Source organism: Planctomyces sp. SH-PL62, assembly GCF_001610895.1.
GTDB lineage: Bacteria > Planctomycetota > Planctomycetia > Isosphaerales > Isosphaeraceae > Paludisphaera.
Genome location: NZ_CP011273.1, coordinates 651,985 through 666,484 on the forward strand (window position 1 = coordinate 651,985; position 14,500 = coordinate 666,484).

Annotated in this window: 11 protein-coding genes and 1 riboswitch; of the genes, 4 read left to right on the plus strand and 7 right to left on the minus strand. The window is 69.8% G+C overall.

Annotated features, from left to right (window positions below):
• The first annotated feature begins 9 nt into the window (after positions 1–9).
• Positions 10–201: riboswitch (cobalamin riboswitch) on the plus strand.
• Positions 202–577: 376 nt separating this feature from the next.
• Positions 578–1,441 carry a PEP-CTERM sorting domain-containing protein gene (locus tag VT85_RS02485; RefSeq protein ID WP_197491055.1) on the plus strand — a complete coding sequence of 288 codons (864 nt, stop codon included), beginning with the start codon at positions 578–580 and terminating at the stop codon, positions 1,439–1,441.
• 169 nt (positions 1,442–1,610) lie between these two features.
• Here the strand turns inward: VT85_RS02485 and VT85_RS02490 are convergent, their stop codons facing one another.
• From VT85_RS02490 to VT85_RS02500, 3 genes are all read right to left on the minus strand, one after another.
• A complete protein-coding gene (locus VT85_RS02490) occupies positions 1,611–2,054 on the minus strand; it encodes a hypothetical protein (RefSeq protein ID WP_068410019.1) in 444 nt (147 codons plus the stop codon).
• Positions 2,055–2,222: 168 nt separating this feature from the next.
• The gene (locus tag VT85_RS02495) at positions 2,223–6,068 is read right to left on the minus strand and encodes a carboxypeptidase regulatory-like domain-containing protein (RefSeq protein WP_068410022.1); all 3,846 of its coding nucleotides are present in this window, start codon (positions 6,066–6,068) and stop codon (positions 2,223–2,225) included.
• Entirely contained in the window at positions 6,065–6,457 is a 393-nt protein-coding gene (locus VT85_RS02500; protein WP_068410025.1) for a BlaI/MecI/CopY family transcriptional regulator, read from the minus strand. Before VT85_RS02500 ends, VT85_RS02495 begins: the two co-directional genes overlap by 4 nt.
• A 189-nt stretch (positions 6,458–6,646) precedes the next feature.
• On the opposite strand from VT85_RS02500, the gene VT85_RS02505 reads away from it, so the two are divergent.
• The gene (locus VT85_RS02505) at positions 6,647–8,020 is read left to right on the plus strand and encodes a c-type cytochrome (RefSeq protein ID WP_068410028.1); all 1,374 of its coding nucleotides are present in this window, start codon (positions 6,647–6,649) and stop codon (positions 8,018–8,020) included.
• 364 nt (positions 8,021–8,384) lie between these two features.
• Here VT85_RS02505 and VT85_RS02510 read toward each other — a convergent pair whose 3' ends face one another.
• The 4 genes from VT85_RS02510 to VT85_RS02525 form a co-directional block, all read right to left on the minus strand.
• A complete protein-coding gene (locus VT85_RS02510) occupies positions 8,385–9,683 on the minus strand; it encodes a dipeptidase (RefSeq protein WP_231871446.1) in 1,299 nt (432 codons plus the stop codon).
• 148 nt (positions 9,684–9,831) lie between these two features.
• On the minus strand, positions 9,832–10,191 hold the full coding sequence (locus VT85_RS02515) for a hypothetical protein (RefSeq protein WP_068410032.1): 360 nt from the start codon (positions 10,189–10,191) through the stop codon (positions 9,832–9,834).
• 7 nt (positions 10,192–10,198) lie between these two features.
• Complete coding sequence (locus VT85_RS02520) at positions 10,199–11,659, minus strand: DCC1-like thiol-disulfide oxidoreductase family protein (RefSeq protein WP_068410036.1); 1,461 nt, start codon at positions 11,657–11,659, stop codon at positions 10,199–10,201.
• Positions 11,644–12,306 carry a hypothetical protein gene (locus VT85_RS02525; RefSeq protein ID WP_068410039.1) on the minus strand — a complete coding sequence of 221 codons (663 nt, stop codon included), beginning with the start codon at positions 12,304–12,306 and terminating at the stop codon, positions 11,644–11,646. The genes VT85_RS02520 and VT85_RS02525 overlap by 16 nt, the downstream gene beginning before the upstream one ends.
• A gap of 368 nt (positions 12,307–12,674) precedes the next feature.
• Here VT85_RS02525 and VT85_RS02530 point away from each other — a divergent pair, with 368 nt between their 5' ends.
• The gene (locus VT85_RS02530; protein ID WP_156512634.1) at positions 12,675–13,364 is read left to right on the plus strand and encodes a hypothetical protein; all 690 of its coding nucleotides are present in this window, start codon (positions 12,675–12,677) and stop codon (positions 13,362–13,364) included.
• Positions 13,365–13,659: 295 nt separating this feature from the next.
• A complete protein-coding gene (locus tag VT85_RS02535) occupies positions 13,660–14,493 on the plus strand; it encodes an all3515 family Zur-repressed PEP-CTERM protein (protein ID WP_068410045.1) in 834 nt (277 codons plus the stop codon).
• The last annotated feature ends 7 nt before the right edge of the window (positions 14,494–14,500 follow it).

Below are 14,500 nucleotides of genomic sequence, written 5' to 3' on the forward strand. Positions count from 1 at the left end.
CTCGCGGTACAGTTCGGCCAATCCGATGGGCGTTCGGCGCGATGCGTCGAACAGGAAGCCGGTGAGAATCCGGCGCGGGACCGCCGCTGTAAGCGAGGAGGTCTCCGGACGAAACGCCACTGCGAGCTTTGCTCGTGGGAAGGCGTCCGGGGACTGATCGACTCGCGAGCCAGAACACGGCCCATCGGGCACCCAGTCGATGCTTCGGCCTCAAGCATCCGGGGAAGGCGTCTCGCCGCGCTCCGCGCGTCGGCCGAGTCCGCGCCTTTCGTCCTTCCGCGAGGCCGCCCCCCGAAGGCTCCGGAAAGGCCAGCCCTTGAAACCCCTCCCCCCGCCGATTCGCGTCCGTCGATCCCTCGCGCCGATCTCCGCATCGGCGGGCCGGACGCGACGGCCTCGTCGTGCGCTGAGTGTGGCTCGGGAGGGCTCGAGCACGCGCTGATCCGGCTCCCCCTCCAAGGGGCGTGCGCCGAGAACCGAACCCGTCGCCGCGCGAGCGGGGCCGCGGGCCTGGGGAACGTGCGCGCTGCGATGAACATCCCCGTGGATTCGCTCGATGACGGAAAGGCAAGTTTTGATGAATAGCCTCGCGACGGTTCGTTCGATGGGTCGGGGCGGTTTGCTCGGCCTCCTCGTCCTTTGCGGCCTCTCCCCGGCCCTCGCCGACTTCGACCCCCAGATCGGCCAGCCCGGTTCGAAGGGGATCGCGGCGTCGAGCCCGGACTTCCAGGGCTGGGCGGCCTCGGTGGTCGACTTCGTTCCCGGGCCGCAGAACGCGTCCAACCCCGGCGGCCCGCTCGCCAACGTCGGCACGGCCGAGAACGCGCTTGGCTCGCCGACGAGCGGCCTCGTCTCGCTGGGCGACGGCGGCTCGATCACCCTGGGTTTCGACGCCCCGATCCGGAACGGCGACGGCGCCGATTTCGCGGTCTTCGAGAACGGCTTCCTCGCCTCCGCGGGGAGCTTCCTGGCGTACCTGGAACTGGCGTTCGTCGAGGTCTCGACCGACGGCCTGAACTTCTTCCGCTTCGACGCGACCTCGCTCACCCCGACCACGACGCAGGTCGGCGGCTTCGCCAACCTCGACGCCCGCAACCTGAACAACCTGGCCGGGAAGTACATCGCCGGCTACGGCACCGGCTTCGACCTGGCCGAACTGGCCGGCGTCTCGCCGCTGCTGGACGTCATGAACGTGAACTTCGTGCGGATCATCGACGTGGTGGGCTCGATCGACCCGGCCCACGGGAGCTATGACTCCCACGGCAACCTCGTCAACGACCCGTACGCGACGCCGTTCGGCTCCTCGGGCTTCGACCTGACCGGCGTGGGCGTGATCCACTTCGCGACCCCGGCCGCCGTCCCTGAGCCGTCGAGTCTGGCGATGGGCGGGATCGGGTTCGTGCTCCTGGTCGCGGCGATCCGCATGCGGCGGGTAGCGTAAAAGCCCGACCGGCGGGCCTTCGCGCCCAGACCTTCACCCCTGGCGGGAGAAGGGGGCCGAAGGCCCGATGAGGGGGACCGTCATCGCGGACGAGACGGCGAAGCGACGGCTCTCATGCTCGTCATCCCCCTCATTCGCCGCGAGGGGGGGAAGCCCGTCGTTCGATCCGTCAGGCTTCCGTCGCGGCGGCTTCCTCGACCGCTTCCTCGTCCTCGTCGTCGCCGTAGAATTCGAAGAAGACCTGGCCGGCCATGGAGTCGGCCATCGCCTTGCGAACCGATTTCATCTGGCCGGCGAACTTGATGTATTCCTGCACCAGCCGCTGTCGACGTTCGTCGGACACCTGGAGGATGTCGGTGTAGAACCGGCGGCCCCGGCGGCGGTCCCGGAAGCTCCAGAGCCGCTTGATCTTCCGCCCGACGTCGGGGTCGTCGTATTCGAGCATCCGGGCGAAATGCCGCGCCTTCATCTTCTTGGCGTACTGGATCAGCTCGACGTCCGACTCATAGCCGCCGATCGCCTCGATCCAATCGACGATCTCTTCCGTGACGATCCGCGGGCCCTTCTCCTCGCAAAGCTCTTTCAGGCTGGCGACGATCTCGGCTGGTCCCATGCGTGGCTCTCCCCGACCGACGGAATGCGCGCACCTTTCCGACATCCCCTATTCGTGGATTCTAGGCGCGCGCATGTCCCCTGTCGATGGACTTCCGTGCAGATTCCCGCGGGAATCCCCGTCGCCGTATCGGGATAGGGCGTCAAGGTCTTCGGGACCGCCCCGGTTTCACTGGCCCATCTCGGCGAGCGCCTGCTTCACGGCCTGGGCGAGCCGGTCGCCGCGCAGGTCTTTCGCGAGGATGCGGCCGTCGGGGCCGATCACGAACGTCGAGGGGATGCCGCGGACTCCGTAGACCTGGGCGACGCTGGTCCCCATCGGTCCGGCGAACGCCTGCGTCCAGTTCAGGCCCTCCTTCTCCGCGTACCGGGCGGCCACGGCGGCCCCGTTGTCGCACGAGACGCCGACCAGCTCGAAGCGGGGGTCGCCGCCGAACGTCTTCTGAAGTTCCTTCATCGCCGGCATCTCCGCGATGCAGGGGCCGCACCAGGTCGCCCAGAAGTCCAGGACGACGACCTTGCCGCGACGCTCGGCGAGCGAGAATCGCCCCTTCGGGCCGTCGATCCGCTCGACGTCGATGGCCGGCGCCTCGTCGCCGATCTTCAGAAGCTTTTCGAGCTTCACCACCACGTCGCCGACGTCGACCGGCTTGGCCCGATCCCCTTCCGGCACGGTGAAAGACAGGCTCGCGTAGCCGAGTTGCTCGGCCATCCCGGGTTGATCCTCCTGGCGCGGGGCGTCGACGGTGACGGTTGCTTTGTAGCTGCCCGGGGGGACGTCCTCGACGCGGAACCGGCCGTCGGCGTCGAAGTTGCCGCCGTAGGTGGTCCACATCCCCGCGTTGCGGCCCAGCATCCTGTCGAAGAAGCCCTGTTCTATCGTGACCCGGACGGGCTGGTTCCGGGTCCAGTCGATGGGCTTCTCCGGCTGGCCATCGACGACGACCCGGCCGACGACGGCCCGACCCTCGCTGCCGATCGTCACCCTGGCCGTCTCGCCCGGCTTGACCTCCACGGCCTTCATCCCGACGGGCATGTGCGACTGCATCCCCCCCGACAGCTTGGTGATCAGCACCCGGCCGACGTATCCCGGCATCGGCACAACCTTATCCATGACGAACCGGCCCTCGGGGTCGGCCAGGACCTCCGGGCTGTAGCTCACGGAGATCTGCCGGTCGCGGGACTGATACTTGCTGCGATCGGGCTGGTAGGTCACGCGCTCGCCCGCCCCCGGCTTCTCGCCGAGGAAGACCTGGCCCTCGATCCGTCCCCAGGGGGCGAGCTGGATCGTGGTCGATTTGGCGAACTGCTCGGCGTTCGTCTCGGCGAATCCCGCGTCGGCGGCGGCCACGATCAGGAATGGCCCCTCCGGCTTCGGGAAGAAGAACCGGCCGTCGGCGTCGGCCTTCGTGACGGGGGTGTTGTAGGCCCGGCCGAATTTCGCCCCTTCCAGCGCCGTGAAGACGTTCGGGAGCCCGAGCGCGACCTCCGCCCCCGCGGCGGGCTTGCCGTCGGGCTGCAGGACGACGCCGCCGAGGTCCGCCTGCGCCTCCATCGCGAAGTCCTCGACGACGTTCCCCTCGTCGGGGCCGAAGCGCCGCGACTCGGCCGGCTTGTAGCCCTGGGCCTCGATCCGAATCCGCCACCCGTTGTAGGGCTCGTCGAACCTCGCCGAGTAGCGGCCGTCGGTCGATTCCTCGGCCTGGCTCCGCTGCCACGCCGCCCGATCCTGGCCGTCGAAGACGATCCCCTGGATGACCCGAAACTTCGGGATCGGCTTGCGCGTCGAGGCGTCGACCACGCTCCCCGAAGCGACCAGGGCGGGGTTCAGGACCACCACATGCTCCTCATCCCCGGCGGTCATCGAGACTTTGCGGCTGGACATGAACCCGGCGCGGTAGAGCGAGACCTGGACGGCGTCGCGCGGGGCGTCATTCCAGACGATTCGCCCCTCGGCGTCGGTCTTGTCGCGAAACCTGACCGAACTCCGGCCCCGCCACGACTCGACCGCGAAGCCGACGCCTTCCAGCGGCTTGCCGTCGCGATCGACCGCCCGGACGCGGAGCGTGGAGCCCGGCTCCAGCGCGATCGCGACCGGCGGCGTCTCCTCCCCCTTCTCCTTGACGAGCACGTCGGCCACGCCGGGCGCGAAGCCTGGGGCCTCGACGCCGACCCAGGCCGAGCCGGGGTCGCAATTCTTCAGGACGAATTCACCGTTCTCGTTGGTCTTCGCTTCGGGGGCGTTCGAGAGGTAAACATCGCGTCCGTAGGTCGCCTTCGCCCCGGCGACGGGCTTGCCGTCGGGGCCGAGGACGCGACCGGTCACCGTCGCCCCCTTCGTCAACTCGGATCGCATCTCGCTCGCCCCGACCTTCTCAAGCGAAGTCGGGCGGTAATCGGGATGCTCGATCCGGCCGGAGGCGCGTCCGAGGTCCTCGGGGGCCTCGCCGACCCGCCAGCGCCCCTGGGCGTCGGTCTTCGAGGACGCGAACGTGAAATAGTAGTTGTCGCGCTCCGCCTCGGTGGCGGGCATCGAGAGTTCCACGGTCGCCCCCTCGACCGGCTTCCCGGCCTCGTCCACCACGACGCCCTCCAGAACCCTTCCCGGGGCCAGCTTCAGCTCCTTCGATTCCGGGAGGACGATCGGTCGCCGGGACGACTGCCAGGTGACGTGCGCCGGCACGAATCCAGGCTTGCGGAGCGTGAACGTGAAGAAGGAGAGCTTGGCGTTCGGGTCGTATTCCACCCGCGCCTCGCCCGATTTCGGCGTCACGGGCTTTTCGACGACCGATTTCGCGGCTCCTTCGACGTGATAGCGGAACTCGACCTCGACCCCTTCCATCGGCTCACCCGTCGCGGCGTCCAGGGCGCGGACGGTCAGGGGTTTCGCGCCGGGGTCGGCGGGCCTGGCGGCGGCCTTGTCGGGGTCGTCCTGGGCCCGGATGACGGCGGTGCCGCCGATGAGGACGGCGAGGGCGGCGGAGAGGACGAGCGCGGGCATGACGAACCTCCTGGGGAGCGGGGAGCGGTAGACCATCCGTTGGAGCGAGTCGACTCGGCGCCGGACGTCGCAGGCGCGGGCCATCGCCAGCCCCCGCGCGGGGACGGCGCCGGATGCCTGGAGGGCCAGGCGGGCGAGGGCGCGACCGTAGGTTGCCAGGTCGCCGAGATGGTCCACGGCCACCGCGTCGCAGACGGCGTCGCACGCCTGGGCGTGGGCCGAACGCATCCGCCAGGCGAGCGGGTGGAACCACAGGGCGATCGAGGCCGCGTTCAACACGTCGTTCCAGAACAGGTCGCCGTGGCGGACGTGGGTCAATTCATGGACGAGCACCGCCTCCAGGTCGGCCCCCGGCGCGTCGAGCCCCCGGCCCGAGGGGAGCAGCACCACCGGCCGGAACACGCCCGTCAGGCAGGGCGAGGCGATCGCCGACGTCTCGACCACCCGGACGGGCCTCGCCACCCCCAGCCGTGCGGCGGTCTCGCGACAAGCCCTCGCGACCGACTCCGGCGCGGCCTGCGCCCGCCCCACGATCCGAGCCAGCCGCCAGGCCCCGACCGCGAACCGGGCCGCGGAGCCCGCGCAGCCGACCAGCCAGGCGACGACCAGCCACGCGGCGGCGTCGAGCGGGGCCTTCGCAGGCTCGGGCGGCGCGGGGAAGTCCGTCGCGACCGGCGCGAGGTCCGCGACGGGTCGGGGCGTCTCGTGGACGATCCTCGCCGCGCCCGGCCCGGCGATCCCCGGCGGCACCTGCGCCGGCATCGGCGGGGCCGGCGCGGCGATCGGCGGCGCGACGTGCCATTTGAGGAGCGGCGGGCTCATCGCCAGGCCGACGATCGCCACGAACCCCAGGGCGGCCGAGCGCCAGGCGAGCACACGCCAGCGGGGGTTGGCGCGCCGGAGCGCCGCCGTCGCGACCCAGGCCGCCGCCAGGACGGCCGTCGCCCTGGCGATCAAAAGCAGGCCCAGGGGGGCTTCCGCGAGCCAGTCGAATCCGAGCGTCGTCGCGTTCATCCGCGCCTCCCGCCGCCGGTCGAGGGCGGCTGTTCCTCTGGACCTTCCGCGAGCTTCCGCAGGGCGATCAGGTCGTCCTCGCTGAGCTTCTCCGACCGGATGATGTTCATGACGAGGTTCTCCATCGATCCGCCGCAATAGGCGTCGACCAGCTCGCCCAGCATCGTCCGAAAGGCGGACTTTCGTCGCGTCGTCGGCCTGTAGAAATACGCCTTCCCCACCAGCCGACGGGTGACGTGCCCCTTCTCCAGCAGGGTCGTCAGGTGCGACCGCAGCGCGGGGTTCTTGATCGGCTCGGGGAACTTCTCCTGCAACTCCGCCGGCTTCATCTCGCCGTGCTCCCACAGCAGCCGCATCACCTTCAATTCGCCCGGCGTCAATCGCGACATGTCGATTCCTCCTTTCCATCCTCGGACGTGCAGACGTTACCGCACATCGCGCCCGCCGTCCAGGAAAATGTGCAGGAGTTTCCGCACATTGAGGCCGGTCGGGGTCGCCGCGACTTGGCCGGCGGGGGGGCGAGGTATAGAATCCCCTTCGGTGACGCGACCCCCTCGACTCCTCCCCGATCCGGACCTATGCGAACAGCCATCCACCGACTACGCGCGGGCCTGGTCGTCCTTGCGTTCCTGATCCTCGCGGCGATCCCCGCGCGGAGGGCCCCGGCGGTCGAGCCGCCCGACCCGGCCGCCGTGGAACGCGGTCGCAAGGCGCTGCTGGAGGGGAGCTACCTCCGCGCCGAGTGGGCCGACGCGGCCTTCACGGGGGCGTCGAAGTTCTGGGGCGAGCCCGCCCCCGATCCGGTCGCGGACCCCGACGGCTACGCGCGGGCGTTCGGGAAGCGGTACGGCTTCCACCCCGCGCCGTTCCCCAACGACGGCCTGCCGATGGGCCTGAAGCGGTCGGTGAGGGCCGACGGCAAGACCCGGGGCTTCCAGGTCGACTGCATGGCCTGCCACGGCGGGTCGATCGGCGGGAAAAGCTACGTCGGCCTGCCGAACACCCAGATCGACTACACCGGCTTCTTCGCCGACCTCTTCCGCGCCGACGGTCGGCGGTCGCCGCTGGTGCCGTTCGTCCTGAACACGGCGCGAGGGACGACGAACGCCGGGATGATGTCCGTCGTCCTGATGAGCGTGCGGAACCCGGACCTCTCGATGCGGCCGTTCCCGATGCCGATGGGCTCCAACCTGCCCGAGCTCGACGCCCCGCCCTGGTGGGTCCTCAAGTACAAGACGAAAATGTACTACGACGGCCGCACCCCGGCCGACTCCTCCCGCTCGATCATGCAGTTCCTGCTCGCCGAGAAGACGGCCGACCAGTTCCGAGAGCTGGAGCCGACCTTTGCCGACATCCACGCCTACCTCAAAAGCATCGAGGCCCCCCGCTACCCGTTCCCGATCGACCAGGACGCGGCCGGTCGCGGACGGGCCGTCTTCGAGAAGTCGTGCGCCGGTTGCCACGGGACTTATGGCGAGATGGTCGACTACCCCGGCGAAATCGTCCCGCTGGACGTGATCGGCACCGATCCCGCGCGGATCGCCGGGCTCTCGGATCGCTTCGTCGAGCACTACAACGGGACCTGGTTCGCCGAGAAGCACCCCGTCGACGTCGATTCCGAACGCGGCTACCAGGCACCGCCGCTGGTCGGGATCTGGGCGAGCGCCCCGTACCTCCACAACGGAGCGGTGCCGACCCTGCGTACCCTGCTCGATTCCCCCCGACGCCCGGAACGCTACCTGCGCCCGCCGTCGACCGACTTCGAACACTACGACCCGCGCGACGTGGGCTGGAAGTTCGCCGAGGTCCCCGAAGGCCCCACCGGCGCCAAGGAGCCCCGCCGCCTGTTCGACGCCTCCCGCTACGGCCTGGACAACGGCGGCCATACCTTCGGCGACAAACTCGGCGAGGCGGAGCGGACCGACCTGATCGAATACCTCAAGACCCTGTAATCCCGATCGCCCCGCGCGAGTCGTCGCAACTCCGCCTTCGCAATCGCCGATCCCGACCCATCATCCATTCAGGGGGCGCCGCGCGGTGGTCGAGCGAGAGCCGCTCGGGCGATCGGCACGAACCGACGACACGAAGCGAAAAGCGCCGAACGAAGCCAATTCCAGTTGCCGAATTCCCGTTGCAAGTGAATTCGAGAAAAGGAAATGCGGACGACGGGTTCGATTTTCGGCCGGTGCGAACGAACCCAATCCGCAGGCGACCCGCGGGGGGGCCGTCGGCGTCCGGGTCGGTCCCCGACGCCCCTCCCCACCAGCGGAAAAGGCATGATTGCGCCGGCATGTTTTTCGATGGGACTCGAGGCGATCACTCGTCCTCGGGCTTCTTGACGTGGCGGATGTCGTCGACCTGGGGCGGGGTGGTTTCCTGGAGTCGTCGGGCGACGGCTTCGGCGTCGCGGAGGGCGCGGAGGGCGTTGCCGCCGAGGATCTTGTGGACGTCGGTCTCGGAGTAGCCGCGACGGAGGAGTTCTTCGGTGATGCGCGGGTAGTCGGAGACGTCGTCGAGGCCGACGGGCCAGCTGTCGATGCCGTCGAAGTCGGAGCCGATGCCGACGTGGTCGACGCCCGCGACCTTGACGATGTGGTCGATGTGGTCGACCACCGTGGCGACGGTCCCTCGGATCGCGCCGGGCTCGTTCCTGTACCAGTCGGCGAGGGCCTTGTCGCGGTCGGCCTTGTCGGGGTGGGCCTTGCGGATCGGGTCCTTGGCGGCGCGGGCGTTCTTGTTGGAGTCGGGGACGAGGAATGCGGAGTAGAAATTGACCATCACGACGCCGCCGTTGGCCTTCAGGCCCGTCAGGATTTCGTCGGGGACGTTGCGGGGGACCGGGCAGAGGGCGAAGGCGCTGGAGTGGCTGGCGATGACCGGGGCCTGGGCCACCCGGAGGACGTCGGCCATCGTCTCGGCCGAGACGTGGGAAATGTCCACGAGCATGCCGAGGCGGTTCATCTCGGCGACGATCCGCTCGCCGAACGGGCTCAGGCCGCCGTGCTTGCGCTCGCCGGTCGCGGCGTCGGCCCAGGCCAGCGTCTTGTTGTGCGTGAGGGTCATGTACCGCGCCCCCAGCCTGTAGAAGGCGCGAAGCTCGGCGAAGCTGTCGTCGATGGCGACGCCCCCCTCGATCCCCATCAGGCTGGCGATTTTCCCGGCCTTCACCGCCGCTTCCACGTCGTCGGCGGTCAGGGCGAGTTGCAGGTCGTCGGGGTGCTTCTCGACCAGACGGTTCACGAAGTCCATCTGCTCGACGACGGTCTTCGTCGGGTTCGGGTGCTCGCTCGGGATGTACACGGACCAGAACTGGGCCTTGAGCCCCCCCTTGCGGAGCCGGGGGATGTCGGTCTGGCCGACGTCGACCTGCTTCGCGAAGTCGAACTTCGTCATTCCCAGGTCGTTCTCGGCCCGCATCAGCCAGGGAAAGTCGTTGTGGCCGTCGAACAGCATCCCGGCGGCGTGCACGGCGAGGGCCCGCTCGGAGACCGGCGGCGGAGCGCTCGCCGTCGAGGGCTCTTCGGCCCGCGTCCCCCCCGCGAGCGCCAGCGTCAGGATCATCGCCAGGGCCGCCGGAATCGTCCGACCGCCCGCCGTTTGCGCATGCAGCATCATGTCCAACTCCCGCGCGATCGCCCCTGGACTTCGAAGTTCGGCCCTATTTTGCTTCGAAGCGACCGCGCGAGACAACCACCCGGCCCGGATCCGCCGGGCGAAACATCGGAGCCGGCCCCGTCCGTCGAGGCGATTCGCGGGCGGGGGATTACTTGGGGTCGTCGACCAGGAAGACGGGCAGGTCGCCGGGCTCGATCAGGAACTTGGGCCCCTCGTCGGGGAGCCGCCGGGCCTCGTACGAGATGATCGCCCGACGGGCGGCGCAGCTGAGGCAGAGGCGCTCGGAGTCCTGATGGAGGAAGAGTTCGCCGTCCAGCAGGCGGTGGTAGTAGTCCTGGCCCGGGGCCATCATGTGGCAGAAGACGCGGTCGCTGCCGCGCTTGATGCTGATCCGCCAGCCGGGCTCGTGGACGAAGAGTCGCCTCCCCGCCTCGCTCGGGGCCGTGGCCGGATCCGGGGCCTTGGGGTCGGTCCCCGGCTCGGCGGTCGGTCGGTTCGGCTCGTTCATGGCTCGCTCACCGTTTATGCGAAAGGTCCTGAACGTGGCCCCCGGCCGGAGATGCTTCGTGGACTGGGGAGAGGGGGGCCGAAGACGAGGCCGGGGGATGGATCCCGCAAACGTCGTCCGTGCAGACCGCGTCGCGCGGTCGCGAGGACGCGATTCGATTGTAGACCACACGGCCCAGATTGGCGATGCCGGGCAACCCCCCCACCAGCGCCAGCGGGCGAAACAGGGGGAGCCGGGAGCCCAGGCTTAAGACCGCGTCGAAGCCGGCCGACACCCGGCCCGACCGTGACACGACGTGCATGGCCCTCATGCAATCCTCGCGCCTCAAGCTCGGGTGGATCGTGGCCACGTCCACGGAGGTCAGGTCGATCGGCTCGACGACCCGGTCGGGGTCGGCCGCGGTGACCAGCGCGATCGACGCGCGACACATGGGGCAGCCGCCGTCATAGAGGACCCGGGCCGCGGGCTGCTCGTCCTCGCGCCCGGTCGCCAGGCTGCGCAGCCAGGTCCCGGACGCGAACGCCAGGTTGGCCGCGATCATCGCCAGGCCGAACTCGGTCAGGCCGGGGCTGACGACGGCGATCCCCAGGTGGAGCGAGATCGCCCCGGCGATCATCAAGGGGCGGGTCGCGGCGAACCAGATGAGGACCGGGTAGGCGATCTCCAGCGCCAGGCTGCCATGGGTCATCGCGTTCAGGACCATCGGCCAGGCGGCGAGCGGGGTGAAGTCGAAGGCGACGAATTCGCCGGCCGCCATCGTCCCCCAGAGGGCCATCCCCGTCCACCAGGACGGCCCCTGGAGCTTCGCCAGGCCCGCCATCCCATAAATGAACGCCAGGTGGAGCTGGATCAGCCGCAGCCCGAGGTTCGCCGAGGTCGTCGGCCGGGGCTTGCCCGATTCGACGGGGGAGACCAGCCGCGCGCCCTGGGGGCGGACCACGGCCGCCCGCTCGCGGGCCTCGCGATACCGCCGCAGGAAGCGATCGAGCGACACCGCCTGGCCGCTCGCGCCCGACGCCGCCAGGTAGAGGGCCAGCGTGGAGAGGATCTGGTCGAACCCGAAGACCGCCACCGGCGCCCGTCGGACCGTCGAGACGATCACGATCCAGGCCAGCACCGCCGTCGTCCGGCTGAACAGGCCGAGCGTCAGCATCGCGAAGACGCCCAGGCAGGCCAGCCACGCCGCGCGGAGCATGGAGTCCGGCACCGAGAACCAGAACGACCAGGCGAAGGGGGGCAACGTCTGGTACGAGCCCTCGGCGACGGCCCAGCCCTGCGAGCCCAGGTAGGCGTGCAGATCCAGTCCGATGACGAACAGGCTCCAGAAGCCTAGCAGGCCCACGGCGACCCGGATCAGGCCGAGGGGGGTGGGATCGGCCGGGCGGAAGAAGAACCGCGACCAGCCCCGAGCGAAGCCCGCGACCAGCCCGGAGAGATAGGCCGCCGCATCAATCAGGAACCGTCGCACGGGAAGTCTCCGATCCATCGGGGCGTGGTGAAGAGCGACTCGTCGAAGAGGTCGAACCGGCCGCCGGTCTCCTCCATCGCGTCCAGGACCCGGTCGGGCGACGGGATCAGGTGCTGCTGGAGGCGGAGCGTCACGCTCGACGTGCCGGGATGGGTCCGGCCGAGGTGTCTCGCGTAGGAGCGGGCCAGCCAGGAGGCCTCGTCCCCCCCCTCATGGCCGTGGTCGCGATGCATCGCGCGGCTGCTGCCGAACAGGGCGTTGGCCAGCGCAAGCTGCCGCTGACGCCGCATCGGCGGGCCGGCGACCTCGCGCTCGGGGATGCGGACCGTCACGTCGGGGCCGCCGTCGGCCCGATGGAGGGTCGCCACCACGATCGGGGTCGGCGGCGGTTCCGCGTAATACCGGTACGCATAGCCCTGGTCGAAAAGGCCGTGATGCCAGGTGAACAGGTCGGCGAACCGGCGCTCCAGCAGCGAGGACGGCGGGACCCCAAGCGCCCCCCCAGCCACCGCCGCGATGTGCACGACGAGCGCGACCGTCGCCGCCCGCCGCGCCCAGGAGGGCCACAGCAGAGGCTCCTCTTCCGACGCGACCGCCGGCGTGGGCGAAGGCTCGGCCGCCGTCGACGCCCCGGGCGTCTCGCCCATCGGCTCCGATCCCCTCCGGACTCCCGGCTTCCTCCCCACGCGGTCCCCCTTTCGCCGAAGGCTCGATGCGGCGCGCGAATCGCAAAGCTCCATCATAGCCTATCGGCCCGGGGCCGCCCCGGGGCCGTTCCGACTTGCGGGGCGTCCGAGAACTCGCGCAATCCTCCTAGATGCCAGGAGCATTTTATCCATTCGACCAAGTCGACCTATTCCTCCGGGTTTTGATTGAATAATCCGAAATCGGGGACTAGAATTTGGGCTGCCTGGCTAGAGATTGCCGATCGAGATGACCCGACAGGCTGCGAGACGGCGCGGAATCCCCCCTCGACGACGGCTCGCTCACACGAATCCGCAACGGGAGCAACGACATGCATGGGACGGTTGTGATGCTGATGGCCCTCAGCGGCCTGGGCTGTCATTACAAGCACGCGGACGTGGCCTACGTCCCCTCGTGCTACAGCAGCACCATCTCCGACGGGTGCTACTCCGACAGCTGCTACAGCGGCTGCTACTCCTCGGTCCAGCCCGCCTACGTCAACAGCTGCTACTCCTCGGCCGACTACATCGGCGGGTGCTACAGCGAGAGCTGCTACTCCAGCGCCTGGTCCAGCTGCTACAGCCAGCCGAAGCACTGCTTCCTCAAGCGGCTGTTCCACGGCGGGCTGTTCAAGAAGCACCACCGCAAGTACTACGACACCCCGATCGAGACGAGCTGCTACTCGTCTTGCTACTCCTCCGCCTACGAGCCGGCCGTCTTCGGCACCTCGATGCCGATCTACGAGACCCCCTGGGCCTCCTCTCAGGTGCTGACCGCGCCTTCGAAGTCGGTCTACACGGCCCCCGCCGCCGCTCCGGCCGCCGTGGCTCCGGCCGCCGCCCCGGCGACCGCCCCCGCCGCCGCTCCGGCCGCCGCCCCGGCTGCGGACGAGCCCCGGCCGGCCCCCGTGGACGAGACGTCGGCTCCTTCGATCTCCCCTCCCCCGCCGCCGGCCCCGGCTTCGGCCGTCGAGGACGCCGTGAACTCGATCGTCCCCGCCGCCCCGAACGCCCAGCCCTGATCTCGCTCAGGTCGGCTGTTCGGATCGCTGAAATCCAGACGTCCACCCCAGGCCCTCCGCCTCGGGTGGACGTTCTCGTTTTCGGGCCTTTCGCGTCCCGGCGGTGGTCCAGGAGGGAACTTCGGCCTGGCTCGCGGCACTTCTCCTGTGTGGCGACGCCGTTGCGTCGTCGCGAAGGGCGCCGCGAGGCTCCTTCGCGGAGGGTCGGGACCCTCGCGCCGCGATCTCTCCGGATCGTCCTCGGCCCTCGCGGCGTCAGGGCTCCGACGCGCCCCTCACCCTGCTGGAGTATGCCGTGAAGACTTCCTCGTTCGTCTGCGCCCTGGCCGTTCTGGCGACCGCTTCCACGACCTCGTCACGGGCCGACATGGTGGGCTACTACATCGGCGTCGACGCTCGGCGGACGATCCCCTCGGGGACGTACGCCGGGCTCGACGATCCGAACTTCAACCGCCTGACCCTGCTTTACAACCACGGCAGCCACTACCACGGCAAGGGGGCGCTCGTGTACACCGGGCCCAACCTCGGCGCGGGCACGGAGGTCATCGTCAGCCCCTCGAACTATCTGCCGGAAGGCTCGGCGGCCCCGTTCGAGCTGAAGCCGGGCTCGGAGGTCTTCGACGGCCTCTTCGTCTCGGGGCGGACGCCGGACGTCGCCGGGTCGGACGTCCGGATCGGTTCGGTCGACGCCCTGTCAGGCTTCGCGGCCGGGACTGAAGAGGAGACCCTGTTCAACTCGTCGGCGGGGCGCTGGACGACCTCCCTGGCGGCGGCCGACCTGGTCATCGAACTGGCGGGCGCCACCGCCGGGCTGTCGATCCTGGACGCTTCGGGGAACGCCCTGTTCGGCGGCGGCTCGACGCTCGCTCTGGGGCTCGGGGCGGCCTCGCTCGACTTCTCGCCGATCTTCGCCGCGGCTGGGCCCGGCGATTACTCCGCGTCGTTCCGGATTCGCGACGTCCGGGTCGGTGGCTTCGGGGACTCGGGCGTGTTCGAGTATCGATTCCACGCCGCCGTCCCCGAGCCGGGGAGTCTCGTCATGTCGGCGATCGGCGGCCTCGCGATCTCGGCCCTCGCTCTTCGGAACCGCCTGCGGACTCGCCGCCGGCTCGACGACGCGACCGACTGACGCCTTC